The 26,699-nt window shown below is 46.9% G+C and carries 26 protein-coding genes and 1 riboswitch; of the genes, 25 read left to right on the top strand and 1 reads right to left on the bottom strand.

Annotated elements, in window-relative coordinates:
• Window positions 1–168 precede the first annotated feature (168 nt).
• From P8596_RS23000 to P8596_RS22985, 4 genes are all read left to right on the top strand, one after another.
• On the top strand, window positions 169–1,773 hold the full coding sequence (locus P8596_RS23000) for a CTP synthase (RefSeq protein WP_224522532.1): 1,605 nt from the start codon (window positions 169–171) through the stop codon (window positions 1,771–1,773).
• A gap of 167 nt (window positions 1,774–1,940) precedes the next feature.
• Window positions 1,941–2,048: riboswitch (SAM riboswitch) on the top strand.
• A gap of 96 nt (window positions 2,049–2,144) precedes the next feature.
• On the top strand, window positions 2,145–3,221 hold the full coding sequence (locus P8596_RS22995; RefSeq protein ID WP_224522533.1) for a sugar ABC transporter substrate-binding protein: 1,077 nt from the start codon (window positions 2,145–2,147) through the stop codon (window positions 3,219–3,221).
• 16 nt (window positions 3,222–3,237) lie between these two features.
• The gene (locus tag P8596_RS22990) at window positions 3,238–4,773 is read left to right on the top strand and encodes a sugar ABC transporter ATP-binding protein (RefSeq protein WP_279725343.1); all 1,536 of its coding nucleotides are present in this window, start codon (window positions 3,238–3,240) and stop codon (window positions 4,771–4,773) included.
• The gene (locus P8596_RS22985; protein WP_224522535.1) at window positions 4,742–5,728 is read left to right on the top strand and encodes an ABC transporter permease; all 987 of its coding nucleotides are present in this window, start codon (window positions 4,742–4,744) and stop codon (window positions 5,726–5,728) included. Before P8596_RS22990 ends, P8596_RS22985 begins: the two co-directional genes overlap by 32 nt.
• Window positions 5,729–5,779: 51 nt before the next feature.
• Here P8596_RS22985 and P8596_RS22980 read toward each other — a convergent pair whose 3' ends face one another.
• The gene (locus tag P8596_RS22980; protein WP_224522536.1) at window positions 5,780–6,304 is read right to left on the bottom strand and encodes a DUF2529 domain-containing protein; all 525 of its coding nucleotides are present in this window, start codon (window positions 6,302–6,304) and stop codon (window positions 5,780–5,782) included.
• 193 nt (window positions 6,305–6,497) lie between these two features.
• Here P8596_RS22980 and P8596_RS22975 point away from each other — a divergent pair, with 193 nt between their 5' ends.
• From P8596_RS22975 to upp, 21 genes are all read left to right on the top strand, one after another.
• On the top strand, window positions 6,498–6,860 hold the full coding sequence (locus P8596_RS22975) for a response regulator (protein ID WP_034765110.1): 363 nt from the start codon (window positions 6,498–6,500) through the stop codon (window positions 6,858–6,860).
• A 180-nt stretch (window positions 6,861–7,040) separates the two neighbouring features.
• The gene (gene fdaB, locus P8596_RS22970; protein ID WP_061810877.1) at window positions 7,041–7,898 is read left to right on the top strand and encodes a class IIb fructose-bisphosphate aldolase FdaB; all 858 of its coding nucleotides are present in this window, start codon (window positions 7,041–7,043) and stop codon (window positions 7,896–7,898) included.
• Between the two features lie 181 nt (window positions 7,899–8,079).
• Complete coding sequence (gene fsa, locus P8596_RS22965) at window positions 8,080–8,721, top strand: fructose-6-phosphate aldolase (protein WP_224522537.1); 642 nt, start codon at window positions 8,080–8,082, stop codon at window positions 8,719–8,721.
• Window positions 8,722–8,899: 178 nt separating this feature from the next.
• On the top strand, window positions 8,900–10,183 hold the full coding sequence (locus P8596_RS22960; RefSeq protein WP_206858198.1) for a UDP-N-acetylglucosamine 1-carboxyvinyltransferase: 1,284 nt from the start codon (window positions 8,900–8,902) through the stop codon (window positions 10,181–10,183).
• A 365-nt stretch (window positions 10,184–10,548) separates the two neighbouring features.
• Window positions 10,549–11,511: a class II fructose-bisphosphatase gene (gene glpX / locus P8596_RS22955; RefSeq protein WP_034765120.1), complete on the top strand. Its 963-nt coding sequence runs from the start codon at window positions 10,549–10,551 to the stop codon at window positions 11,509–11,511.
• A 316-nt stretch (window positions 11,512–11,827) separates the two neighbouring features.
• Window positions 11,828–13,090 carry a transcription termination factor Rho gene (gene rho / locus P8596_RS22950; protein ID WP_034765121.1) on the top strand — a complete coding sequence of 421 codons (1,263 nt, stop codon included), beginning with the start codon at window positions 11,828–11,830 and terminating at the stop codon, window positions 13,088–13,090.
• 221 nt (window positions 13,091–13,311) lie between these two features.
• A complete protein-coding gene (gene rpmE / locus P8596_RS22945) occupies window positions 13,312–13,524 on the top strand; it encodes a 50S ribosomal protein L31 (RefSeq protein WP_034765123.1) in 213 nt (70 codons plus the stop codon).
• Between the two features lie 298 nt (window positions 13,525–13,822).
• Window positions 13,823–14,434, top strand: a complete 612-nt coding sequence (locus tag P8596_RS22940) for a thymidine kinase (RefSeq protein WP_034765125.1) — start codon at window positions 13,823–13,825, stop codon at window positions 14,432–14,434.
• A 292-nt stretch (window positions 14,435–14,726) separates the two neighbouring features.
• Complete coding sequence (locus P8596_RS22935) at window positions 14,727–15,179, top strand: hypothetical protein (RefSeq protein ID WP_224522538.1); 453 nt, start codon at window positions 14,727–14,729, stop codon at window positions 15,177–15,179.
• 133 nt (window positions 15,180–15,312) lie between these two features.
• Window positions 15,313–16,383 (top strand): peptide chain release factor 1, encoded by a 1,071-nt coding sequence (gene prfA / locus P8596_RS22930; protein WP_034765126.1) that lies wholly within the window; start codon window positions 15,313–15,315, stop codon window positions 16,381–16,383.
• A gap of 2 nt (window positions 16,384–16,385) precedes the next feature.
• Entirely contained in the window at window positions 16,386–17,255 is an 870-nt protein-coding gene (gene prmC / locus P8596_RS22925) for a peptide chain release factor N(5)-glutamine methyltransferase (RefSeq protein ID WP_279725341.1), read from the top strand.
• Window positions 17,256–17,606: 351 nt separating this feature from the next.
• Window positions 17,607–18,425 carry a stage II sporulation protein R gene (spoIIR, locus tag P8596_RS22920; protein ID WP_279725340.1) on the top strand — a complete coding sequence of 273 codons (819 nt, stop codon included), beginning with the start codon at window positions 17,607–17,609 and terminating at the stop codon, window positions 18,423–18,425.
• Between the two features lie 131 nt (window positions 18,426–18,556).
• A complete protein-coding gene (locus P8596_RS22915; protein WP_279725339.1) occupies window positions 18,557–18,997 on the top strand; it encodes a GNAT family N-acetyltransferase in 441 nt (146 codons plus the stop codon).
• A gap of 305 nt (window positions 18,998–19,302) precedes the next feature.
• Complete coding sequence (locus P8596_RS22910; RefSeq protein ID WP_481900314.1) at window positions 19,303–20,343, top strand: L-threonylcarbamoyladenylate synthase; 1,041 nt, start codon at window positions 19,303–19,305, stop codon at window positions 20,341–20,343.
• A 105-nt stretch (window positions 20,344–20,448) separates the two neighbouring features.
• Entirely contained in the window at window positions 20,449–21,003 is a 555-nt protein-coding gene (locus P8596_RS22905; protein WP_034765135.1) for a manganese efflux pump MntP, read from the top strand.
• 146 nt (window positions 21,004–21,149) lie between these two features.
• Window positions 21,150–21,587, top strand: a complete 438-nt coding sequence (locus P8596_RS22900) for a low molecular weight protein arginine phosphatase (protein ID WP_279725337.1) — start codon at window positions 21,150–21,152, stop codon at window positions 21,585–21,587.
• A gap of 18 nt (window positions 21,588–21,605) precedes the next feature.
• Window positions 21,606–22,895, top strand: coding sequence for a methyl-accepting chemotaxis protein (locus tag P8596_RS22895; RefSeq protein ID WP_034765141.1), 1,290 nt, complete (start codon window positions 21,606–21,608; stop codon window positions 22,893–22,895).
• A gap of 116 nt (window positions 22,896–23,011) precedes the next feature.
• Entirely contained in the window at window positions 23,012–23,455 is a 444-nt protein-coding gene (gene rpiB / locus P8596_RS22890) for a ribose 5-phosphate isomerase B (protein WP_279725335.1), read from the top strand.
• A gap of 12 nt (window positions 23,456–23,467) precedes the next feature.
• The gene (locus P8596_RS22885) at window positions 23,468–24,010 is read left to right on the top strand and encodes a TIGR01440 family protein (protein WP_279725334.1); all 543 of its coding nucleotides are present in this window, start codon (window positions 23,468–23,470) and stop codon (window positions 24,008–24,010) included.
• Window positions 24,011–24,410: 400 nt separating this feature from the next.
• A complete protein-coding gene (locus P8596_RS22880) occupies window positions 24,411–25,652 on the top strand; it encodes a serine hydroxymethyltransferase (RefSeq protein WP_347815199.1) in 1,242 nt (413 codons plus the stop codon).
• Between the two features lie 403 nt (window positions 25,653–26,055).
• Entirely contained in the window at window positions 26,056–26,685 is a 630-nt protein-coding gene (upp, locus tag P8596_RS22875; RefSeq protein ID WP_034765147.1) for a uracil phosphoribosyltransferase, read from the top strand.
• The last annotated feature ends 14 nt before the right edge of the window (window positions 26,686–26,699 follow it).

Genomic DNA, 26,699 nt, shown 5'->3' with positions numbered 1-26,699 from the left:
ACGTATCTTGATAATAAGAGGCTGTCTTTTAGCTGGTTTATGCACTTGGTTTTATTTTGGGAGAATGGACTTGTCCTTCTTTGAACAAGATAAATTCATGACATGACTACATAAGAGACACCCTCTACTTTTTTTGAACCAAACTTACTTTATAAGGGGGACATATACATGACTAAGTATATTTTCGTAACAGGCGGCGTAGTGTCGTCACTAGGGAAAGGGATCACAGCAGCGTCCCTTGGAAGACTATTGAAAAACCGTGGAGTGAGCGTCACCATCCAGAAGTTCGATCCATACATCAACGTGGATCCGGGAACGATGAGTCCTTATCAGCACGGTGAAGTATTCGTAACCGATGATGGTGCCGAGACGGATCTTGACCTTGGTCACTACGAGCGTTTCGTTGACATCAACCTGACGAAATACAGCTCTGTGACAACGGGTAAAATCTATTCTACTGTTCTGAAAAAAGAGCGCCGCGGGGATTATCTTGGCGGGACTGTACAAGTCATCCCGCATATCACAAATGAAATCAAAGAACGCGTGTACCGTGCCGGCCGCGAAACGAATTCTGATGTCGTGATCACGGAAATCGGTGGAACGGTCGGGGATATCGAATCCCTTCCATTCCTTGAAGCGATCCGCCAGATCAAGAGTGATGTCGGTCGTGACAACGTGATGTATATTCACTGTACGCTGATTCCATATATTAAAGCGGCGGGTGAAATGAAGACGAAACCGACCCAGCACAGTGTAAAAGAGCTGCGTAGTCTCGGTATTCAGCCAAATGTCATCGTCGTGCGTACCGAAATGCCGATGACCCAGGATATGAAAGACAAGATCGCGTTATTCTGTGATATCGATAAACATGCAGTCATCGAAGCAATGGATGCAGATACGCTTTACTCTGTACCACTTGCCCTTCAGGATCAAAAACTTGATGAAATCACGTGTCAGCACTTGAAGCTGAACTGCCATGAAGCAGACATGACCGAGTGGAATGAACTGGTTGACCGGGTGAAAAACCTTTCCCGCAAAACAAGGATCGCCCTTGTCGGGAAATATGTTGAATTACAGGATGCTTATATTTCTGTAGTGGAAGCCCTTCGTCATGCAGGTTACCATTTCGACAGCGATATTGAAGTGAGATGGTTGAACTCTGAGCTTGTCGACAACGAAAATGTGGCAGAGAAGCTTGCTGACGTGGATGGAATCCTTGTACCAGGCGGCTTCGGTGACCGCGGTGTCGAAGGAAAGATCGCTGCGACGCAATATGCACGCGAAAACAAGATTCCTTTCCTTGGAATCTGCCTTGGCATGCAGCTCGCATCCGTTGAATATGCGCGTAATGTCCTTGGACTTGAAGGAGCACACTCTGCTGAGCTGAATCCTGAAACGCCATATCCGGTCATCGACCTTTTACCGGAACAAAAGGATATCGAAGACCTTGGCGGGACCCTTCGTCTCGGACTATATCCATGTAAGCTGACAAAAGGTTCAAAAGCCTATGCAGCCTACGATGGAGAAGTCGTATACGAACGTCACCGTCACCGTTTCGAATTCAACAATCACTACCGTGAGCAAATGGAAAAAGCCGGATTCATCTTCTCAGGCACAAGCCCGGATGGCCGCCTTGTGGAAATCATCGAGCTGAGCGACCACCCATGGTTCGTCGCATCTCAATTCCACCCGGAATTCACATCACGCCCGACACGCCCGCAGCCTCTATTCAGAGACTTCGTGGAAGCGTCCCTTGCGTATGGTGAGAAATAAGATTTGATTGATAGAGCCCTCCCGGTTTGGGAGGGCTTTTTTGTAGTGTTGGGTGATCATTTCCGGAGACCCGCCACAGAATTTTTTTAAAAAGAATATTGACAATATTTCCACATATCGTTAATATAGCGATTATAGCAAAAGCGAACACAACCAAATTTCATATTCTCTTATAAAGAGTTGGCAGAGGGACTGGCCCGATGACGCCCGGCAACCTACCGTTTATGACGGAAAGGTGCTAAGACCTGCAGGAAGCATTTCCTGAGTGATAAGAGCACGTTTATTTATACATAAACCTCTTTTCTCTTGGGAAAAGGGGTTTTTTTATTTGAAAAAATAGAGGGGGATACCCTCGGGAGGAGAAAAGAAAGATGAAAAAAGCGGCATCATTACTCGTATTAATCGCACTACTTTTCAGTTTGGCGGCTTGTCAGCCAAAGGTATCACAGGAGGCGGAAGCAGACGGCGGGGAAGCGACTTCCGATCATCCGTTAGCCAATAAAAAAATCGCCCTTATCATGCAAATCAATCTCGGGACATTTTCCGCTCAATACATTGAAGGGGTCAAGGAACAGGTGGAAAAGTTCGGGGGGAAGGTTCAAGTGTTCACTTCGGAAGGCGATCTCGCCAAAATGTCCTCTAACCTGGACGCGGCCATCAACCAGAAGTTTGATGGGATCCTGATCGACCATGGAACGAAAGAAGCACTGCAATCAGGGGTGGAAAAGGCGAAAGACCAAAATATTCCGGTTGTCGTCTTCGATGCGGACGTGGCATCAAAAGGAGTGACGGTCCTCGAGCAGGGGGACAAACAAATGGCTGAACAAACCTTGACGAAGCTTTCAGATGAGCTTGGCGGCAAAGGTGAAATCGTAAAAATTTGGGTCGCAGGCTTTGCACCCATGGAAAGACGTCAGGCGGCATACGAAGAATTTTTAAAGGGGAATCCGGATATTAAAGAAGTCGCGGCATTTGGAGCAGCGAGTCAGAATACAGCGCTTGATACACAGGCTCAGATGGAGGCGATCTTGAAACAATACCCAAACAAAGGGGACATCGATGCTGTCTGGGCAGCGTGGGATGAATTTGCGAAAGGGGCCGTCCGGGCAATTGAAGCGGCAGGAAGAGATGAAATCAAAGTATACGGAATCGACATGAGTGACGAGGATCTTCAGATCATTCAAAAAGACGGCAGCCCATGGGTGGCATCGGCAGCGGTAGATCCGAAAGATATCGGCAGGGTCCAGGTCCGCTTCCTTTATCAAAAGCTGAACGGGAAAGAAACGCCTGAAAAAGTGAAATTGGACCCCGTGTTCATTGAAAAAACTGCTTTACCGAAAGAATCGATTACAACGGATCAATTGAACGAGCATATTGAAGGATGGGGAGCGAGTGAGCAGGGGTATACAGATGAGCTGAAAGAGCTCGAATCTTCGTTCACAAACTAGAAAGGAGCTGGGATCGATGACGTCTCCACTATTGACTATGTCGGGTATCAACAAGAGCTTTTCTGGCGTGAAAGCCTTGAAAAATGCTAGATTCGATGTCCGGGAGGGAGAAGTTCATGCCCTGCTGGGAGCGAACGGCGCAGGGAAAAGCACCCTGATGAAAATTTTATCAGGAGCTTATGTCGGGGACAGCGGAGATATCACTCTTCTCTCTGAAAAAAGAGTCTATGAATCTCCGAAGGAAGCCAAGGAAAACGGCATTCACTGTGTCTACCAGGAAGTGGATACCGCCATCGTTCCCGAGCTCTCGGTGGCGGAAAATATCTGCCTGGATCATTTCTCGCAAAAAGGTTCCCTCTTCATCACCCAAAAAAAGCTGAAAAAAGAAGCAGAGGCGGCACTCATTAAGATCGGGGCCGAATCGATCCCCCTGCATCAGCCCGCCGCTTCGTTAAGTCTGGCTGAAAAGCAGTTGGTCCTTATTGCCCGTAGCCTTCTCCACAAAGCAAAAGTACTGATCCTGGATGAACCGACGGCACCACTTAGTTCTTCAGAAACAGAAAGGTTATTCCAGGTGATAGACGATTTGAAAGAAGAGGGAGTGGGGATCATCTTCATCTCCCACCGGCTGCCTGAAGTGTTTCAAGTTTCCGACCGCATCACAGTGATGAGAGACGGGGAGACAGTTGGAACGTATGAAACACATCAAACGAACTCCCACGAAATCATAGAGGCCATGCTGGGTGGGGCATTCCAGGCAGATTTCCAGAAGGGCTCCCTTGTCGCGGGTGAAACACTGTTTGAGGTGAAGGGGCTCGACGATGGTCGGAAAGTGAAGGATATTCACTTATCGGTCAAAGAAGGAGAAATAGTCGGGGTGGCGGGCCTTGTCGGAGCTGGAAAAACGGAGCTTGCCAAAGCTTTATTCGGAACCTCACGCCTTGAAGGAGGAGAGTTCTTCCTCAAAGGGAGAAAGCTCAAGATTCACTCTCCCAAGGACGCGGTTCAAAATGGATTGGCACTCGTTCCCGAAGAGAGGCGGAAAGAGGGGCTCTTCATTCATGAATCGGTTCAGCACAATCTCAGCTTTCCTTCCTTGAAGAAAGTATCCAACGGGTTATGGATCAATAAGAAGAAGGAGCGAAAGCTTGCTAAGGAAAAAATCCGCTCCCTTGGAATCAAGACCGCCCATGAGAATGTTCAGGCGAACTTTTTAAGTGGGGGAAATCAGCAGAAGGTGTCCATCGGAAAGTGGCTCACGGATGAGGCTTCGGTATTCTTATTTGATGAACCAACCAAAGGGGTGGATGTGGGAGCGAAAAAGGAAATCTTCTCCCTCATTCAATCCCTCGCCGAAAAAAGGAAGGCGATTCTCTACTTTTCCTGTGAGTTACAAGAAATCCTGGCGATCTCGGACCGGATTCTCGTCATGTATGATGGCCGGATCGTCAAAGAACTAACAAAAGAAGAAGCGACGCAGGAAATCATATTGTTTTATGCTTCAGGAGGGACGGATGTGCATGAAAGGCAAGATACTCGACTTACTATTTAAATACGGTGCCATTGTACTGATGGTGGTGATCCTCCTCTTTTTCAGCTTCTACAATCCCTTTTTCTTTACATACGGGAATCTGTCAGATATCCTGCGGTCGATTTCCATCGTCACACTGGTGGCCATCGGGGTCACCTTCACCCTCATTGTCGACGGCTTCGATTTGTCTGTCGGATCGACGGTTTCCTTATCCACGGTCGTGACGGCATCGTTGATGGTCTGGTATGAAGCCCCGCTGTGGATCGTCCTTCTCGCTCCATTACTGGTGGGGGCAGGGGTGGGGTTGTTCAACTCCTTACTGATCGTGAAATTCGGTATTCCCGATCTCCTCGCAACATTAGGGGCCATGTACATCATTTCAGGTGTTCACCGTACATATACAGAAGGTTATTCGATTTACAATCACATGCCCATGACAACCGGAGGCACGGCGCCGGGGGAATTCTCCGACACGTTCCTGTGGATCGGTCAGGGGAAATGGCTTGGCCTGCCGGTACCGGTATGGATCATGCTCGTACTGGTCGCGATTGTGTATGTGATCATGCATTTCACCACGTGGGGCCGCATCCTGTATATGACAGGGGGAAATGAAGAAGCCTCACGATTATCAGGGGTCCGCGTGAAGCGGGTGAAGCTGATTGCCTACGTTTTGTCAGGCATATTCGCATCGATTGGCGGGATCCTGTTCACGGCCCGGGTCGGATCCGGTCAAATGGACGCCGGTGCCCCGCTGCTGATGGAAGCCGTGGCAGCTGTATTTGTCGGCTTTTCCGTACTGGGTGCGGGAAAACCTAACATACTCGGAACCTTCTTCGGGGCAGCCCTGATCGGGGTCCTGCTGAATGGATTGACCATGATGAACCTCCCATACTATGCATTCGAAATCATCAAAGGAAGTGTACTGGTATTGGCATTGGCCGTGACGTATATTCATGCGAAAAAGCGCAAGGGTTGAAAAAAATAAGAGAGGCATCCCGGTCGGATGCCTCTCGATTACTTTCAGGAATTAGTCCTCATACTCTTCCAACATCTCACGGATTACAAACCCCAAGGCGAAATAGAGATAAAGGGCAGCCATGCTTGACGGGAAGCTCACGCGCTCACCGATTTCATCGCCGGGGAGCATCCCTTTGATCACTTTTGTATCCAGATGAATGTCGGCAAGGTCCACAAGACTCTCTTCCCCTTCCACCATGCCGGACACCGCTACAAATGGCACACCGTCGGCAGAAAGCTTCTTCGCGAACGCAACGGCCTCTTCATCCGTCGAATAACGGGTGACGATCAGCACACGATCCGCTTCAGTCAGTTGGGCGGAAGGATCATATCGTCTGGCAGAAGGGAGCGGCTCGGCACCGGACAGGGCTTCAGCGGTGACGGCTTCCATTTCCCGGTAGCCTTTTATATAGATGCTTCCTTGTCCGATGGCGGCCTGGGCAAGGAGGCGTGCGCCGTCCTCGATTTCGAATTCCTGTTTATCATAAATCCGTTTGAACAGTCCCGATAACTGTGTGGTGAACATTTTGATCATAAAGTTCAAGCTCCTTCCATATTCATCTTCGACATTTCTCATCATAACCCTTATTATAAAGGGGAAAAAGGTCTCTAGCAAAATCTTGAGAACAAGCAGGATTTTTTTACAGAAAAAGAGAATAAGTAATAAATATACAATTATTTAACGTCGGAATACATAATTTACTAAAATGTAAAGGGGATTGGGGTATATGAATGAGAAGATTCTGATTGTGGACGATCAATTTGGTATTAGGATTCTATTAAATGAAGTGTTGCAAAAGGAAGGCTACCAAACATTTCAAGCTGCGAACGGCATTCAGGCTCTTGAAATCGTAGATAAGCATTCCCCTGATCTGGTTTTGCTCGATATGAAAATTCCTGGAATGGATGGAATTGAAATCCTGAAGCGGATGAAGCAGAAAGATGCGGATATCCGTGTCATTATCATGACTGCTTACGGAGAACTCGACATGATTCAGGAGGCAAAGGACTTGGGAGCGCTTACTCATTTTGCGAAGCCGTTTGATATTGACGATATCAGACAGGCCGTCAGACAGTATATTCCAGTATAAGGAATTTATTTGAATAGTGAAAATAGTAGTATTTTTTACATTTTGCCTCTGCAGTTGGTAAAATCAATTCTGTTTTGGTATGATACAAGTGAATTTGTTAACTATGTCACAAGGTGTTATACATAACACCGCCATTTATACCAAAATGGTCGACTGACTGAATAAAAGGAGGAAATAACTATGCCTTTAGTTTCAATGAAAGACATGCTTATTCAAGCAAAAGAAAAAAGCTATGCGGTAGGTCAATTCAACCTGAATAACCTTGAGTTCACTCAAGCGATCCTGCAAGCGGCAGAAGAAGAAAAATCACCTGTCATCCTTGGTGTATCTGAAGGTGCTGCCCGTTACATGAGCGGCTTCAAAACAGTTGTGAAAATGGTTGAAGGTCTTATGGAAGACTTGAACATCACAGTTCCTGTTGCGATCCACTTAGATCACGGTTCAAGCTTTGACAAATGTAAAGAAGCGATCGATGCAGGATTCACTTCTGTTATGATCGATGCTTCTCACGGTCCTTTCGAAGAGAACATTGAAACGACTTCTAAAGTAGTTGAATATGCTCACTCTAAAGGTGTTTCTGTTGAAGCCGAGCTTGGAACTGTCGGTGGACAGGAAGATGACGTAGTAGCAGACGGCGTTATCTATGCAGATCCTAAAGAGTGTCAAGAGATGGTTGAACGTACGGGTATCGATACTCTTGCACCAGCTCTAGGTTCTGTTCACGGTCCTTACAAAGGTGAACCAAACCTAGGATTCAAAGAAATGGAAGAAATCGGTGCAGCGACTGGAGTACCTCTAGTCCTTCACGGTGGTACTGGAATCCCTACAAAAGATATCCAAAAAGCGATTTCTTTCGGAACAGCTAAAATCAACGTAAACACTGAAAACCAAATTGCTTCTGCTAAAGCGGTACGTGAAGTACTTGCAGCAGATACAGAAGTATATGATCCACGTAAATACATGGGACCTGCACGCGAAGCGATCAAAGCAACAGTCGCTGGCAAAATGCGCGAATTCGGTTCTTCTAACCAGGCGTAATAGAAGACAGGTAATGTTTGGAAAGTTCTCCGTGATAGATTACGGGCTTTCCTTATGTGGTAGAAAAAGAATGAAGCTGTAGGATGGGACTGGCACCGGGAGAGGTTTGATACCTTTTGGGTCAGTCCCTTCCGTTCATTAAAAGATGATTGAAAATTTTGTCGAAAATGGGGTATAGGAAATGAAATTTTTCATAGACACAGCAAACATGAGTGAAATCAAGGAAGCATTTAACTGGGGTATTATTTCAGGAGTGACGACGAATCCGTCCCTTGTAGCAAAAGAGAAGGGCGTCACATTCGAGGACAGACTAAAAGAAATCACGGATCTTGTCCCTGGTTCTGTAAGCGCTGAAGTCATCGCATTGGATGCTGAAGGCATGATTAAAGAGGGAAGGGAGCTTGCAAAGATTGCGCCTAATATTACGGTGAAGCTTCCAATGACGCCGGACGGTCTGACGGCTGCATCCACTTTTGCTAAAGAAGGGATCAAGACAAATGTCACGCTGATTTTCAGTGCGAATCAGGCGCTTTTAGCCGCCCGTGCTGGAGCGACGTATGTTTCGCCTTTTTTAGGAAGATTGGATGATATCGGACATGACGGTCTGGAGCTGGTTTCCCAGATTGCCGAAATCTTTGCGATTCACGGACTGGAAACGGAAATCATCGCGGCTTCCACCCGCCATCCGCAGCATATTACGGAAGCGGCGCTCAGAGGGGCCCATATCGCAACCGTACCTCTTAAAGTATTGAAGCAATTATTCCAACATCCCCTGACGGATAAAGGAATCGATGCCTTCTTGAATGACTGGAATAATCGCTGATTTTAGGTCAATCGGTCTAAAGGAAAAAAATCCGATTATCCTATACATGTTTTGACGAATTATGTATACACTAGTAGACAATACTTCTTAGAACGTCTTCTATTGGAAAAATAATCCTTTTTGTTTTAGGTATAGGGTAACATGCCCTAAATCGATGAACAGTGGAAGGGAGTTTAATATGGAAAAGCTAAAAATTGCAGGAGGTTATCCCCTTGAAGGAACCATTAAAGTCAGTGGGGCCAAAAATAGTGCGGTAGCCTTGATCCCGGCAACCATTCTTGCTGATTCTCCAGTCACAATCGAAGGGTTACCAGACATCTCAGATGTAAGAACGCTGAAAGATCTCTTAGAAGAGATCGGTGGTTCAGTCACATTGGAAGATGGGGATATGAGTGTAGATCCAAGTCAAATGGTGTCCATGCCTTTACCAAGTGGAAAGGTGAAGAAGCTTCGTGCTTCCTATTATTTAATGGGGGCTATGCTCGGACGATTCAAAAAAGCGGTCATCGGATTACCGGGTGGATGCCATCTTGGTCCGCGTCCGATCGATCAACATATTAAAGGGTTCGAGGCACTTGGAGCGGAAGTCACCAACGAACAGGGTGCGATCTATCTCCGTGCTGATGAACTAAAAGGTGCCCGCATCTACCTTGATGTCGTGAGTGTCGGTGCAACGATCAACATTATGCTTGCAGCGGTTCGCGCGAAAGGCAGAACGATCATTGAAAATGCGGCAAAAGAACCTGAAATCATCGACGTCGCCACCTTACTGAGCAATATGGGTGCGAAGATCAAAGGAGCAGGAACAGACGTGATCCGCATCGATGGAGTGGACGAGCTTCACGGCTGCCGTCACACCATCATCCCTGACCGTATCGAAGCGGGTACATTCATGATCCTTGCCGCTGCAGTCGGTAAAGGGGTACTCGTCGACAATGTCATCCCGTTACATATGGAATCGGTCATCGCCAAGCTCCGTGAAATGGGAGTGCCGGTCGAAACGAATGACGATCAGATCTTCATCGGCAGGGCGGACAAGCTTAAATCCGTAGATGTGAAAACACTGGTGTACCCTGGATTCCCGACGGATCTTCAGCAGCCGTTCACCACACTGCTGAATCGTGCAGAAGGCTCTGCCGTCGTAACGGATACCATCTACTCAGCCCGCTTCAAGCATATCGATGAGCTGAGAAGAATGAATGCTACAATCAAAGTCGAAGGACGTTCCGCCATCGTCAACGGTCCCGTCCAACTGCAGGGAGCCAAAGTGAAGGCAAGCGACCTCCGGGCAGGAGCCGCCCTCGTCATCGCAGGCTTAATGGCGGAAGGAATCACCGAAGTCACCGGCCTCGAACACATCGACCGCGGCTACAGCGACCTCGTCGCCAAACTCGAAGGCCTCGGCGCCACCATCTGGCGTGAGAAGATGTCCGTTGAGGAAATGGAGCAGATGAAGTCGTAGATTCTTGAGAATATGGTAAAGATGTTTGTTCAACATGTCTTTAGATTAAGTAAAAAATCTAAGTTGATTGAAGCGGAAGGTGCTCGACTCCTGCGGGAAACGCTGGACAGGTGAGACCCCACAGGGCTTTAGCCCGAGGAGGCTCACCGCCAGCCCCGCGGAAAGCGAGCACCTGCAGCGGAAATCAACAACTACTCGCTTTTTTGAAGATTCTGTTAGCACTTTTCTACTCAAACAAACCATTATGTCCTACTTTTTTCGAAAAAAGGTCTCTCTGATCCCTTTAATGTGTTACAATAAATCTGTCAATATGTTATACAATTAAAGATTATTGTAAACAAAAGGGATTACGGGAGGCTATATACATGGAAAGAAGTTTATCAATGGAGCTAGTTCGAGTAACAGAGGGGGCTGCCCTTGCATCGGCACGGTGGATGGGTCGCGGAAAGAAGGATGAAGCGGATGACGCTGCAACTTCTGCCATGCGCGATGTATTCGATACCGTACCGATGAAAGGAACGGTCGTCATCGGTGAAGGGGAAATGGATGAAGCTCCAATGCTTTATATTGGTGAAAAATTAGGGACAGGCTACGGTCCACGCGTCGATGTAGCCGTCGATCCGTTGGAAGGAACGAATATCGTGGCTTCCGGAGGCTGGAATGCACTGGCGGTACTTGCGGTGGCGGACCATGGAAACCTACTGAATGCACCAGATATGTATATGGATAAAATCGCAGTCGGTCCGGAAGCGGTCGGGGAAATCGACATCAACGCTTCTGTCATCGATAACCTGAAAGCCGTTGCGAAAGCGAAGAATAAAGATATAGAAGACGTGGTGGCGACAGTCTTGAATCGCCCACGTCATGAACATATCATCCAGCAGTTGAGAGAAGCGGGCGCCCGCATCAAACTGATCAATGATGGAGACGTGGCAGGCGCCATGAACACGGCATTCGATCATACGGGTGTCGATATCCTGTTCGGATCCGGCGGTGCTCCAGAGGGAGTTCTTGCGGCCGTCGCGTTGAAATGCCTTGGAGGAGAAATCCAAGGAAAGCTTCTTCCTCAAAACGATGCGGAACTTCAGCGCTGTATCAGCATGGGGCTGGATGTGGACAAGATCCTTCGAATGGAAGACCTCGTATGCGGTGACGATGCCATCTTTGCAGCAACAGGTGTAACAGACGGGGAATTGTTAAGAGGTGTTCAGCTCAAAGGGACATACGGCCTGACTCATTCAGTCGTTATGCGTGCGAAGTCCGGTACCGTCCGATTCATCGACGGACGCCACAGTCTCCAGAAAAAGCCGAACCTGGTCATGAGATAATAGAAACAAGCCATACAGAGAGAGAAACCAACTCCTCTTAAATGAGAGTAACGGATGGGCAGAACACCTGCCCATCCACACTCTTATCACTCACTTTTTTTCTTCCTAGGTGAAAAAATGCTGCCTATCTACCAAATCTACCTTCCTTTTTTTACCCAGTCATTGATTCTTAACGAAAAGTATGGTTACAATAGATAAGGTTTTTACCTTCAGCGTTTTTTCTTTATATATGCTTCAACTATTTCTTCATTTTTAAGAAAATCTACCCTTCATTTTTATTTTCAGGTAGGACAAATTAATAAAGCGTGGTGTCATAATGGAAGAGTTAACAATCTCTAGCTTAGAAAATATGAAGCTGAAAGAGCTTTATGAGCTAGCCAAACAATACAAAGTTTCTTATTATAGTAAATTAACAAAAAAAGAACTGATTTTTGCCATCCTTAAAGTTCGTGCAGAACAAGAAGGCTTCTTCTTCATGGAAGGTGTCCTGGAGATCATCCAATCAGAAGGCTTCGGTTTCTTACGACCGATCAACTATTCTCCGAGCTCCGAGGATATTTATATTTCTGCATCGCAAATCCGTCGCTTCGACCTTCGAAACGGGGATAAAGTATCGGGGAAAGTACGTCCTCCGAAAGAAAACGAACGTTATTTCGGACTGCTTCATGTTGAAATGGTGAACGGGGAAGAGCCTGATTCTGCGAAAGAGCGTGTACATTTCCCAGGATTGACGCCTTTATACCCTGACCGTCAAATGAAGCTTGAAACAACACCGAATAAAATTTCTACGCGTATCATGGATCTGATTGCACCAGTCGGATTCGGACAACGTGGATTAGTCGTGGCTCCGCCTAAAGCCGGTAAGACGATGCTGATCAAAGAAATCGCCAATTCGATCACAACGAATCATCCGGAAGCAGAACTCATCATTCTTCTTATCGATGAGCGTCCAGAGGAAGTAACGGACATCGAACGTTCAGTTGAAGCAGAAGTCGTCAGTTCGACATTTGATGAGGTTCCGGAAAACCATATCAAAGTGGCCGAGCTCGTACTTGAGCGCGCCATGCGTTTAGTGGAGCACAAGCGTGACGTCATCATCCTGATGGATAGTATCACACGTCTTGCACGTGCGTACAATCTCGTCATCCCACCAAGTGGACGGACTTTATCCGGTGGTATCGACCCTGCTGCGTTCCACCGTCCGAAACGATTCTTCGGTGCGGCACGTAACATTGAAGAGGGCGGAAGCTTGACGGTCCTTGCAACGGCGCTTGTTGACACAGGTTCCCGTATGGATGACGTCATTTATGAAGAGTTCAAAGGAACAGGAAATCTTGAACTTCACTTGGACCGTTCCCTTGCAGAACGCCGTATCTTCCCGGCCATCGACATCCGTCGTTCCGGAACGCGTCGTGAGGAACTTCTTATCAAACCGGATCATCTTGAAAAACTGTGGGCGATCCGAAAAGCCATGTCCGATCAGCCTGATTTCGCCGAGAAGCTTATGCGTAAGCTGAAGCAATCGAAGACGAATGAAGAATTTTTCAATGTGTTGACAGAAGAGTCCAAGAAGCGTTAATCTATTAATCGAATGATTTTTCAAGGAAAAGGGTGACTGGAATTTCCAGTTTTGCAGGTTGCAAAAATACCTTGTCCTTGTTATAATGATATCAATGTGTTTTTAAAAACTGGATGTGGTAAGGGGCTGGCTATTACTCTCATGCTTATGCTCATATCACATATATCTTCGTAATAAATTACTCTGTCTCAGATGATTCAGGGCGGAAGGAGATGAAAGAAATGAAATCAGGAATTCATCCTAAGTACAACACGATCAAAGTTAGCTGTGCTTGCGGTAACGAATTTGAAACTGGTTCTGTAGCGGAAGAAATGCGCGTTGAGGTATGTTCTGAATGCCATCCATTCTACACAGGACGTCAGAAATTCGCTGACGCTGGTGGACGTGTTGACCGTTTCAACAAAAAATACGGTCTTAAAAATCAACAACAATAATGAAGAGCCAGAAGGACGCACCCGACGTCTTTGTGCGTAGGTGCTCATCCTTCTCTTCTATTAGAAAAACAGGCAAGGATCTTCATGCTTGCCTGTTTTTTATTACGTTTAAAGCAAATGGTGAGAGAAATAGAGGCAGTTCCAATTGAGCTGTGCCTCTTTTTTTCTGCCAAATTACTGAATTCTAAGCATGATTCCCGTACATAAAGGAATGCTTTAACTACAAGTGTAGTCCGTTTTTACTAACAGCCAGGCTGTTTTTCTATAGAACAACGTGTAAGGAAGGAGAGGCGCTTTCGTGTATGTCATGAAACAAACGGGTTGGGTAGAAGTCATTTGCGGCAGCATGTTCTCAGGTAAATCCGAGGAACTGATCCGCCGGGTACGACGCACTCAATTTGCTAAACAAGAAATTGCTGTGTATAAGCCAAAACTAGATAATCGCTATAGCGATGAATCGGTTGTATCTCATAATGGTACCTCTGTCATTGCCAAAGCAGTCGAGGAGTCAAGCATGATCCTTGATGATCTGAATCCAGAGGTGGACGTCGTTGCCATTGATGAGGTTCAATTTTTTGACGAAGGCATCGTCGACGTCGTCCAGAAATTAGCAAACAGCGGATACCGTGTCATCCTCGCAGGTCTTGACCAGGATTTCCGCGGTGAACCATTCGGACCGATGCCGGATTTGATGTCCATCGCCGAACAAGTGACGAAGCTTCAAGCCGTTTGCGCCGTCTGCGGCTCTCCGGCAAGCCGGACTCAACGTCTGATCAACGGTGAACCGGCATGTTACGATGATCCCGTCATCCTTGTCGGTGCGTCTGAAGCGTACGAGCCAAGATGCCGCCATCATCATGAAGTGCCGACCGGGATGAGCGTCACTCCGGATATGGTGAAGGAAGTATAAATGATGAGTGAAAACAAAGTCATGTGGGTGTGACTTTGTTTTTTTTTTGACGTTAAAGATATTTCGACACGGCTGCTTGAATATGTGAAAAGTCGCATGATTAATTGGAATTCAGCTTGAATTTTTAAATTCCCGCATGAATGCTCGATTTTCTGCTCGATTGCAGTCAAAACTGGCATGATTCCTCCGAAAACCGCCATGTTAGGTTGATAACTTTTCCTGGAAACGCCTCTTCTTTTACATGCATAACCACCACCCTGCAGGAAAACCTAACAGCAGGAGGTGTGAAACCATGAAAAAATTACTGTTAGCTTTATCATTTACCGTTTTCTTTCTTTTGATTACAGCATGCGGCGTGAATCAGGAGTCGGAATACGGCGTGCATAATGACAGTGGCGGAACCCGTTTCATAGATAACCGAAAGGCGGAAATGGATAAGCGCCAGGATAAAAGCGTGCGGGATGTCACCGATCAAAATCCCAATTTCCCGAACCTGACCAATTCTCAAGGTACAACTTCCACGACTACCGGTGTGTATGAAGACAAAGCCCGTGAAGTCGTAAGGGATTATTCGAAATTCCAGCCTGATGAGGTGTGGATCAATGGAAATCAAATGTGGGTGACCGCTCATACGAAGAAAGAAATGAATATGGCCGAAACCGATAAAGAGGAAGCCATGCTCAAAGACAAACTGCAAAGAGCGATTCCCCGGTACGATATTAATGTGAAAATCACCGAAAGATAATGAAAAGGGGGAGCTCAATCGGCTGCCCCTTTTTACGTAAAATCCTCCCCTCTCCATTCCCGCTCCTCCTTGTGTTTACATACACCATATAATATAATTGTACTGTTATGGATTAAAATTGAGGTGAATAGCTGTGTTCGATCGTTTACAAGCAGTGGAAGATCGCTATGATAAGTTAAATGAACTGTTGAGTGATCCAGAAATTGTGAATGACCCAAAGAAGCTAAGAGATTATTCAAAAGAACAATCAGACATCCAAGCAACGGTAGAAGCATATCGAGAATATAAAGAATTGACCGGGCAGTATAAAGACGCGAAGGCGATGCTGGATGATAAGCTTGATGCTGATATGCGTGAAATGGTGAAGGAAGAAGTTTCCGAGCTTGAAGAGCAAATCGAAGCGTTGGAAGCCCGTCTGAAAATATTATTGATCCCGAAAGATCCGAATGATGATAAGAACGTCATCATGGAGGTCCGTGGTGCGGCAGGTGGAGATGAAGCCGCCCTGTTTGCCGGTGACTTATATCGCATGTACAGCCGCTTCGCTGAATCCCAAGGCTGGAAGATCGAAGTCATGGAAGCGAACTCCACTGGTGTCGGTGGATACAAAGAGATCATCTTCATGATCAACGGAAATGGTGCATTCTCCAAAATGAAGTACGAAAACGGAGCGCACCGCGTACAGCGTGTACCTGAAACGGAATCCGGCGGACGGATCCATACGTCGACGGCAACGGTAGCCTGCCTTCCTGAAGCGGAAGAAGTCGAGGTCGATATCCACGATAAAGATATCCGTGTCGATACATTCGCATCAAGCGGCCCGGGAGGACAAAGTGTTAACACGACCATGTCTGCCGTGCGTCTTACGCACATCCCGACAGGTGTCGTCGTGTCGTGTCAGGATGAAAAGTCCCAAATCAAGAACAAAGAAAAAGCGATGAAAGTATTGCGTGCCCGCGTGTACGATAAATTCCAGCGCGAGGTTCAAGCGGAATACGATGCCAATCGTAAATCGGCCGTTGGTACCGGTGACCGTTCGGAGCGTATCCGTACGTACAATTTCCCACAAAACCGCGTAACGGATCACCGTATCGGCCTGACGATCCAGAAGCTTGACCAAATCCTTGAAGGAAAGATGGATGAAGTCATCGATGCATTGATCATCGAAGATCAGTCCAAACTTCTTGAAAGACTGGAAGAATAGTCATGGTGACGGTATTTGAAGCCCTAAAATGGGCTTCTTCTTTTTTAGTCGAGAATGACCGCGATGAGAATGTGGGAGAAATCTACTTGCGGCATTTACTGGGGATGTCACGATCGCAGCTGCTGGCAGAACAACGTAGGTCCGTCCCTCCAGAAAAATGGGACGAATTCCAGGAGGGGATCCGCTCGCATGCTGGCGGGGTGCCGATTCAACATATTATCGGGACTGAGGAGTTTTATGGCCGTGAGTTTGTGGTGAATGAGCATGTGCTGATTCCGAGACCGGAAACGGAAGAGCTCATTTATTATGGTCTGGAGAAGATAAAGGATTTGTTCCGTGATGCGGCTGCTCCTCTTAAGGCCGCCGATGTCGGGACAGGCAGCGGGGCGATTGCCGTTACGTTGAAGCTTGAATCAAAGCGATTGCCTCTTGAGATGATGGCTGTTGATATATCGAGGGAAGCATTGGCGGTTGCCAGGCAGAATAGCAGGAGACTCGACGCAGATGTCCGTTTTTTTGAAGGTGATTTGTTGAAGCCATTGATCGAAGCAGGAGTGAAGCTGGATATTCTTTTATCCAACCCTCCATACATCCCCCTTACGGATCGTGAAACGCTATCAGATGTCGTCATCGCGCATGAGCCTGAACTCGCATTGTTTGGCGGAGAAGATGGCTATGATCTCTATAAACGCTTTATGGAGGAACTGCCTCTTGTCATGAAAAAAAAATGCCTGATCGGCTTCGAAGTCGGCGTCGGCCAGGGAGAGACCGTTGCGGATCTCCTGCGCGCCACCTTCCCGGATGCAGAAACAGAAGTCGTCCATGATATCAATGGGAAAGATCGTATGGTGTTTTGTGTGAGGAAAAATTAGTGTTAGGCCCTCGATTATAGTGATCGGGGGTGTTTTTTTTGTGTTAAAACCGTTCAATACTATTACAATATGTAATCTCATAAAGTTGATTGAAGCGGAAGGTGCTCGACTCCGACGGGAACAGCGGGAAAGTTGAGACCCCACAGGGCGAAGCCCGAGGAGGCTCAACTCACGCCCCGCGGAAAGCGAGCACCTGCAGCGGAAATCAACCACCACTCGCTACTGATCTAATCATTACAGTTACGATTATCTTCAATAAGCCACCCAACTAATTTTCCCAAACAAAAATGTTATTTTACTAGTTTAAGATTCCCCCAATTTGACCACACTGTTTACCAAGGGGGAGAGAACATGAAAACAAAACACACAGTACTATTGTATATCTTAATTCTATCATTAGGAACGATTCTAAGTTTATATATACCAAAGCAGGAAATGGCGGCTCAGGAGACGATGGTGATTCCGGATGAGGCGATTCGCCTGCGGATCCTCGCCAATAGTGATCTGGATGCGGATCAGAACGTAAAGAGACTTGTCCGGGATGAAGTCAACAAAGAGATTACGAAATGGGTATCGAATCTGACTTCACAGGATGAGGCGAAAGCAGTCATCAAGGAAGGCTTGCCGCAGCTTCAGAAAATTGCGGAGGACGTCGTCGCCGCAGAAGGAATGGATCAATCAGTGAAAGTAGAGTTTGGTAAAGTCGACTTTCCTACGAAACTATATGGTCAGTACCTTTATCCGGCTGGTGAGTATGAAGCGGTATTGATCACACTTGGTAAAGGGGAAGGCGCGAATTGGTGGTGCGTCCTTTATCCGCCACTATGCTTCCTGGATTTCTCTACTGGAAATGCCGTAAGAAGCACAGGTTTTGAAACGAAAGTGGAGGCTAGCGGGAATGAAGTGACGGAAGTAGCTCCCGAAGATGCAACTCAGGTGAGTGAAGATGACTCGGAAGATGACATGATTGCCTATAAGCAAGTCGAAGTGGAAGCAGTAGAAGCCGGTGTAATCGATGAGGCTGTAAAAGAGGAAGTAAAGGCACCGACTAAAAAAGAGGAGGAAGCTTCCGTAGAAAAAGAAGAACCGGTCTTTGTAGAAGACTCCGAAGAGGAAGAAGTAGAAGTTCGCTTCTTCGTGGTAGATTTATTCAAAGGGTTATTCAATTAAGAAAGCTGCATCCCGTGTGGATGGAGCTTTTTTCTTGGCAAAAAATCTATCTTTCTAGCATTCCTTGTTCTAATCTCTTCCCTCCTTCATACATTGATACTAGAGGATGATAGAAAAGGGAGGATGAAAGGATGTTGAAAGTGATCCGCCAGGCAACGAATGAGGACATTCATGAAGTCGTGGCCTTCTTGACGAAAGCAGGATTGAGCACGGAAGGCATTAAACATAGCATTGATTGTTTTTTAGTAGTGGAGGATGAAGAAAATCGTTTGATCGGGACGCTTGGAATCGAGGTGCAGGGGAAGATCGGCCTTCTTCGATCACTCGTAGTCACTTCTTCATTTGAAAGTGAAGAGTTATTTGCTCTCTTTCAGGAGATTTTAAAGCTTGCGAAAGAAAAGGATCTGAAGCGTCTCTATTTGATTTCCAATCGGAAAGCATCCCTCACGTTCTTTGACCTGCTGGGTTTTCAACAAGAAGCTGATCCTGTTGTGGATGAGCTGGAGAACTTCATTCATGCAAAAAAGTTATCCACTGTGGATAACTGTATCACCATGAAATTGGATTTATAGATTTTTCGACAAGGATTTTATCGGAGAATTCAGGACTGAACCATTCTCATAAAAATGGTTCAGTTTTTTTCGTTTGCCATTCGACAAAATGTGAGAAAGCGGTAACTATTTCTTTTTTCAGAATTATTCACACCATCCACAGGTTTATCCACAATTTTCAACAAGTTATACGCAGTTTGTGGATAATACTTGAGAATTCAAGGTGTTTCTTTTATACTTTCAAAAGTATAGGAACTTGTAAATTCAGTATTTGTAGATAAAAATCGATCAGATATAGCTTAGTAACATAAAGGTGGATGACATAGATGATGAAACATTGGATTGTGGAAAGTGATGTGGATAAAAACAAAAGTTATCCACAAATTGTGGATGCGGCGAAGGTTCTTCAACAGGATGAGGTAGTGGCGTTCCCGACAGAGACGGTTTATGGACTGGGGGCGAATGCCACATCGGATACTGCGGTGGAAAAAATCTTCAAAGCGAAGGGCAGGCCGTCGGATAATCCACTGATTGTCCACATATCAAATAAAGAGCAGTTAGAGGGTTTGGTCGAAGACATCCCGGTTGATGCGTCGAAACTCATTGACGCGTATTGGCCAGGGCCCCTGACGATCATTTTTAAAAATAAGAAAAATGTCTTTTCTGAAAGGGTGACGGCTGGACTCGATACTGTAGGAATCCGGATGCCGGACCATCCCGTGGCGCTATCCATTATCGAGGCAACGGGACTGCCGATTGCCGCTCCGAGTGCGAATCGTTCGGGTAAACCGAGTCCGACAACGGCTCAGCATGTCATCGATGACCTGGAAGGCCGGATCGCCGGAGTGGTGGACGGTGGCGAAACGGGAGTCGGTGTCGAGTCGACGGTGGTGGATTGTACGGGAGAAATCCCGGTCATTTTACGTCCAGGCGGTATCACGAAAGAGCAACTGGAAGAAGTCGTCGGGAAAGTGGAAGTGGACCCTTCCTTGAAAGAAGGCAAGGGTGCCCCGAAATCGCCAGGGATGAAATACACCCACTACGCCCCGGATGCCCCTGTTTATCTTGTGGACGGAACGAAGGAAGATGTGCAGCGATTGGTGGATGAAAAAAAGGGAGAGGGGCTCAAGGTTGGAGTCTTGACGACGGAGGAGCGAATGGATTGGTATCAGGCTGATCTCATCCTGTCAGCCGGACGCCGGAATGACCTGAAAACAGTCGCCCAGCATCTCTACGACACTCTGCGTGCTTTTAATAGAAGTAATGTGGATATTATTTTTGCGGAGATGTTTCCGGAAGAAGGAGTCGGGCTTGCGATCATGAACCGTCTTCAGAAAGCGGCCGGTTACCGGGTAATAAAAGGATGATTATCCTCCCCTATGATCTTTCATAGGGGTTTTGGTTTTGTATTCTAAATCCCTTTGGACGTGCATAAGTTGTTTTGTAGGCATGTCCGGAGGGGGAAAAACAAAATGACAACAATTATCGGCGAACTGATGACCTTGATGTTAATGGCATTTGCTCTTGGGATGGATGCCTTTTCGATCGGGATAGGGATGGGTATGTTCCAACTGAGATTAAAGCAGGTCTTTTATATAGGGTTGGTTGTCGGGGTCTTTCATGTATGGATGCCGCTCCTCGGGATGATGACGGGGAAGTTTTTATCGGAAACGTTCGGGTCCTTTGCGGCTTATGCGGGTGGTGTCCTGCTCATCGTCCTTGGAATCCAGATGTTCATGTCGAGCTTTAAGGAGGAGGACACAACTCTCATATCGCCGGTGGGCTTTGGATTGATCCTTTTTGCGTTGAGTGTAAGCCTGGACAGTTTTTCGGTGGGACTGACCCTCGGGATCTTCGGTGCAAGGACAGCCGTCGCCCTCTTCTGCTTCGGGATTGCGGCCACCGTGTTGACGTGGGCAGGATTATTGATCGGCCGGAAATTCCAGGGGGTGCTTGGAACGTACAGCGAGGCACTTGGGGGGAGTATCCTGTTTGCGTTTGGTGTGAAGCTACTGTTGCCGATCTGAATTGGCTGGTGAAGGTCCGTCCCTCGGGGTGGGCTTTTTTTGTTAGGTTCCGGGGCTGAGCCGCGCCTTTCTTTTTGTATTCTTTGTGAATGGACTATTGGGAGATTGGAAAATATTTTATAATAGGTGGTAAGGAGGATGACGTGATGAATATTTTGTTTGTTTGTACAGGGAATACTTGCCGGAGTCCTATGGCGGAGGCGGTTTTGAAACATAAGGGAAAAGATAAGTTCGACGTGAAATCTGCCGGTGTTTTTGCCATGGACGGAAATGATGCGTCATTTCAGACTAAAGAAGTGCTGAAAGAGAACGATATAATACATAGACATCAATCGAGTTCGCTCTCAAAAGAGAACCTGGATTGGGCTTCCTATATTTTCACGATGACATCGAATCATAAGCGGGCGATTGTGGATCAGTATCCACAAGTGGCGGACAAGGTTTTTACATTGAAGGAGTTTGTCCTTGAAGACCCATCTGACGTGGATGTATCGGATCCGTATGGAGGAAGCGTGGACATCTATAGACATACATACAGGGAATTGAATTCATTGATCGAGGAGTTAATGAAAAAGCTTGGCTAGAGACAGGGAGAGAGAAAGATGGGGAAAGTGAAGAGCTACAAGTCGGGTCTTAGAAAGAAATTGGTCTTCTTTATCACGCTTCTGGCGTTGGTGACGTATACCACAAGTGCCTTTTTTATTTATGTGATCAAACCTGCTTTTGCGCCGGATATGAATGAACTCTGGTTCACGATCATGACCCTTGGCATGGGGGTATTCTGGTCGGCGGTTCTGGCCTTCTTTGCAGCGGGATTCATCGTCAAACCGCTGCAACGCTTGGAACAGGTTGCACTGAAAGCCGCTGAAGGGGACATCGCCATCGAAGTGGATGTACCGAAATCCGATGACGAAATCCGTTCACTGGCACTGGCGTTCAACCGCATGCTGCATAACTTGCGTGACATGGTCTCAAGCATCGATGACAATTTTAACAAAACCAATACGAATGTCATCGAGCTTTCCAAAGCATCGGAAATCGCTTCTACACAGGCATATTCGATTTCCAAAACGATCAGCGAAATTTCAGCGGGTGCCGAAAGCTCGGCGACGGCGATTCAAACGACGGCTGAATCCGTGGAGGATGTCATCCGGATCGCCCGGGAAGTACAGGATCATTCGAAATCATCCGAGCATATGTCGAAAAACATGGTGACGGAGCTTCAGGGAAGTAAAGAAGTGATCCATTCCCTCGTCGAAGGCATCAGCCGGTTGGCAAAAGGGAATGAAGATTCGTTGGACGCCGTGCGCCGACTTGAAGACAATGCGAAAAAAGTGGAGCAAATCATCCAATTAGTCGGGGACATCGCGAACCAAACCAATCTTCTTGCCTTGAATGCTTCCATAGAAGCGGCGCGTGCCGGGGAGCATGGAAAAGGATTCGCAGTGGTCGCAGAGGAAGTCCGCAAACTGGCCGATGAAAGCGGAAAAGCGGTTCAAGGCATTTCGGAACTGATCAAAAATATCCAGACGGAAGTCGGGAACGTTGTCGGGCAGATCACGACCCAGGTCGATTCTGCCAACACAGAAGCGCAAAAAGGAACGCAGACGAATGAAATGATTGAAACCATGACGACAACCATTCATGAAGTGGCAGACGCCGTTCAGAATATCTCGGTCCTCGTCGATCAGCAGATGGACAGCATCCAGCTTACTTCCCAGCAATCCCAGGAAGTCGCCGCCATCGCTGAAGAAACATCAGCGGGTGCCATGGAAGTATCAGCTTCCACAAAAGAGCAAGCCGTCGTCATGAATGACGTCGAGAAGCTGGCCCTTAACCTGAAAGAACAGGCAGAAGCACTGAAAAGCACGATTACACGTTTTCATCTTTAAAAATGAGCGGGTGTGAGGGACGGATCTCACACCCGTTTTTTCATGCTGAAAAGCTTTATATAATGAAGAGGATGTGGCAAAATAAACGTATCAAAGGTTATGGGGAGTGGGAGAAGATGAGAATTGCGATTGCGTCGGATCACGGCGGAGTAAATATTAGAGAAGAAATCAAGTCATTAATGGAAGAAATGGGTCTTGAATATGAGGATTTCGGCTGTGAATGCGGCACATCCGTCGACTATCCTGACTACGCTGTTCCTGTTGCAGAAAAAGTGGCAAGCGGTGAATTCGACCGCGGGATTCTGATCTGCGGGACGGGAATCGGCATGAGCATCTCTGCCAATAAAGTGAAGGGGATCCGCTGCGCCCTTGTGCATGATGTATTCAGTGCAAAAGCGACCCGCGAACATAATGACAGCAACATGCTAGCCATGGGTGAGCGCGTCATCGGGCCGGGACTGGCACGTGAAATCGCTAAAACGTGGCTTGGAACCGAATTCGAAGGCGGCCGCCATGCAAATAGAGTCGGAAAGATCACGGCATACGAAGACAAACAATAAGGAGTGGGTTTCATGGAAATCGCTCAATTGAAAGATGAACTGCAAACGATCCTGCGTGATTTCAGCAGTCAGGTTCCGCTGAAAAAAGGACAAGTCTTTGTCGTCGGCTGTTCCACCTCTGAAGTAATGGGGGAGCGGATCGGAACGTCGGGAACCATTGAAGTCGCGGAAATGATTTATGACGAACTGAAGGGATGGGCGGATTCTACAGGGGTTTCCCTGGCATTTCAATGCTGTGAGCATTTAAATCGTGCCCTTGTCCTTGAAAGGGAAGCAGCGGAAAAGAGAGGGCTCGATGAAGTCACCGTCGTTCCTGTACGAAAAGCAGGAGGAGCCATGGCGACGAAAGCCTATCATTCCTTCGACGACCCGGTAATGGTCGAGCACATCAAAGCCGACGCCGGCATCGACATCGGGGATACCTTCATCGGCATGCACCTGAAACACGTTGCCGTCCCGATCCGAGTATCACACAAAAGCCTCGGAGAAGCCCACGTCACCCTCGCCAAAACCAGACCAAAACTCATCGGCGGAACCAGGGCTGTATACGAATAAAATATGGGTGAAGGTTCGTTCCTCTTGTTTGAGGGACGGACCTTTATTTTGGATTGATCTCTAATTGGGGTGTCAAACCCGAACGAATAATGGGGACAAGGGGGGAGATGATTCTGTTGTCGGTGAATTGAAGTATTGAGGCATACAGAGGGAAGGAGCAGGCGGATTCTTCTAGAGTTGCAAATACAGTCATAACGCTACTTTAAGATGAGCGGTGTGCGATTGGAATGTGTTTGTGATCAGTGTCACATGAGGTCCGTCCCTCCAAATGGCTTCTAAACACGAACGTTACGTTTTGACTATAGGTTTTTATTTCGCCTTTTGGTGAATCGTGTTAGAATGGGATTGAATGAATCAAGGAGGCGCCAAAGTTGGGCCTATGAATTAAAGGGGGATATGTATGAGTAAGATTGCCAAGCAAGATCCGGAAATTTATGCAGCGATTCAAGATGAATTAGAGCGTCAACGAACAAAGATCGAGTTAATTGCATCTGAAAACTTTGTCAGTGAAGCCGTTATGGAAGCACAAGGCTCCGTTCTGACAAATAAGTATGCAGAGGGGTACCCAGGTCGTCGCTATTATGGTGGCTGTGAGCATGTGGACGTAGCCGAAAATCTGGCCCGCGACCGTGCGAAAGAACTTTTTGGAGCGGAACACGTCAACGTTCAGCCTCACTCAGGAGCACAAGCCAATATGGCAGTCTACTTCACCATCCTTGAACAGGGCGACACGGTTCTTGGAATGAACTTATCTCATGGGGGACATCTGACTCACGGAAGTGCGGTCAACTTCAGCGGTATTCAATATAATTTCGTAGAGTACGGTGTGGATGAAGAAAAGCACCTGATCAATTATGAAGATGTTAGACAAAAAGCGTTAGAGCATAAGCCTAAGCTGATCGTAGCGGGAGCAAGTGCGTATCCAAGAGCGATCGATTTTGCGAAATTCCGTGAAATCGCTGACGAAGTGGGAGCTTACCTGATGGTGGATATGGCTCACATCGCCGGTCTGGTAGCGGCTGGTCTTCACCAGAACCCGGTTCCGTATGCAGACTTCGTGACGACTACTACTCATAAAACATTGCGTGGACCACGCGGCGGTATGATCCTTTGTAAAGAAGAGTTTGCGAAGAAGATAGACAAGTCTATTTTCCCTGGAATTCAGGGCGGACCTCTTATGCACGTGATTTCTGCTAAAGCCGTGGCTTTCGGTGAAGCACTGCAGGATTCTTTCAAAGAATATGCACAGAACATCATCGACAATGCGAAGCGCTTAGGTGAAGGTCTTGTGAAGGAAGGAATCGATCTTGTATCAGGAGGTTCTGATAACCACTTATTACTGATCGACACTCGTTCACTGGGATTGACTGGTAAAGTGGCGGAGAAAGTCCTTGACGAAATCGGTATCACCGTCAACAAAAACACGATTCCATTCGATCCGGAAAGTCCATTTGTCACAAGCGGTGTCCGTATTGGTACGGCAGCGGTAACTTCAAGAGGATTTGGACTTGAAGACATGGACGAAATTGCTTCGATCATGGCGTTAACTCTTAAGAACCATGAAGATGAAGCGAAATTGGAAGAAGCACGCAAACGCGTGTTGGATCTAACAAGCAATTTTGAATTATATCCTGAGAGATAATAGATGTTGGCCTCTTCATTAGGGACGGATGTTCCTGGTGGGGAGGTTTTTTGATAGGTATAGAAAGTATTCGTTCCATAATTTGTTAAAATACGCAAAAACATAGTGAAATGACGCAATGAACGATAAAACGACGCAATAAAAATGAAAATGACGCAATCATAAGGGAAAACGACGCAATCACCTCAGTCCCAAGCCTCCTGGTCCCCACTCACCCAGTCAAAATAAACCAAAATCCCATCGCGGAGATCAATTCCACCTCCAACTTTCTCAATTCTAACGATTCCATTACACTTCCCATCTCATGTTGCTCTTAAATTGTCTTTTATGTACAATAGTCTGAGGTGTAAATGAAGTGGACAAACCATTTTTACATAAAACTGAATTTAAAGGAGAGAGTCGTATGGGCAAAGTATATGTATTTGATCATCCGTTGATCCAACATAAGTTAACGTTTATCCGTGATAAAGAAACAGGAACAAAGGAATTCCGTGAGCTTGTTGACGAAGTTGCCACACTGATGGCATTTGAAATTACACGTGATCTGCCACTGGAGGATATCGATGTTGAAACGCCGGTAAGCAATGCGAAAGCGAAAACCCTTGCAGGGAAAAAATTAGGAATCGTTCCTATCTTGCGTGCCGGCCTTGGAATGGTTGATGGAATCCTTAAATTGATCCCGGCTGCAAAAGTGGGACATGTCGGGTTATACCGTGACCCTGAGACTCTTAAGCCGATCGAATATTACGTGAAGCTTCCAAGTGATGTGGAAGAGCGTGACTTCATCCTGGTCGATCCGATGCTTGCAACGGGTGGGTCTGCTGTTGAAGCGATCAACTCATTGAAAAAGCGCGGTGCCGTAAGCATCAAGTTCATGTGCCTGGTTGCTTGTCCTGAAGGTGTCGACGCCATCAAGGAAGCACACCCTGATGTGGATATTTTCATCGCGGCTCTTGATGAGAAGCTGAATGAAAAAGGCTACATCGTTCCTGGACTTGGAGACGCGGGAGATCGTTTGTACGGAACGAAATAATCAGTGAACGCCAA

This window comes from Rossellomorea sp. DA94, assembly GCF_029834455.1.
Taxonomy (GTDB): Bacteria; Bacillota; Bacilli; order Bacillales; family Bacillaceae_B; genus Rossellomorea; species Rossellomorea vietnamensis.
The sequence above is the reverse complement of the archived record's forward strand: the minus strand, read 5'-3'. Positions and strand labels throughout refer to the sequence as shown.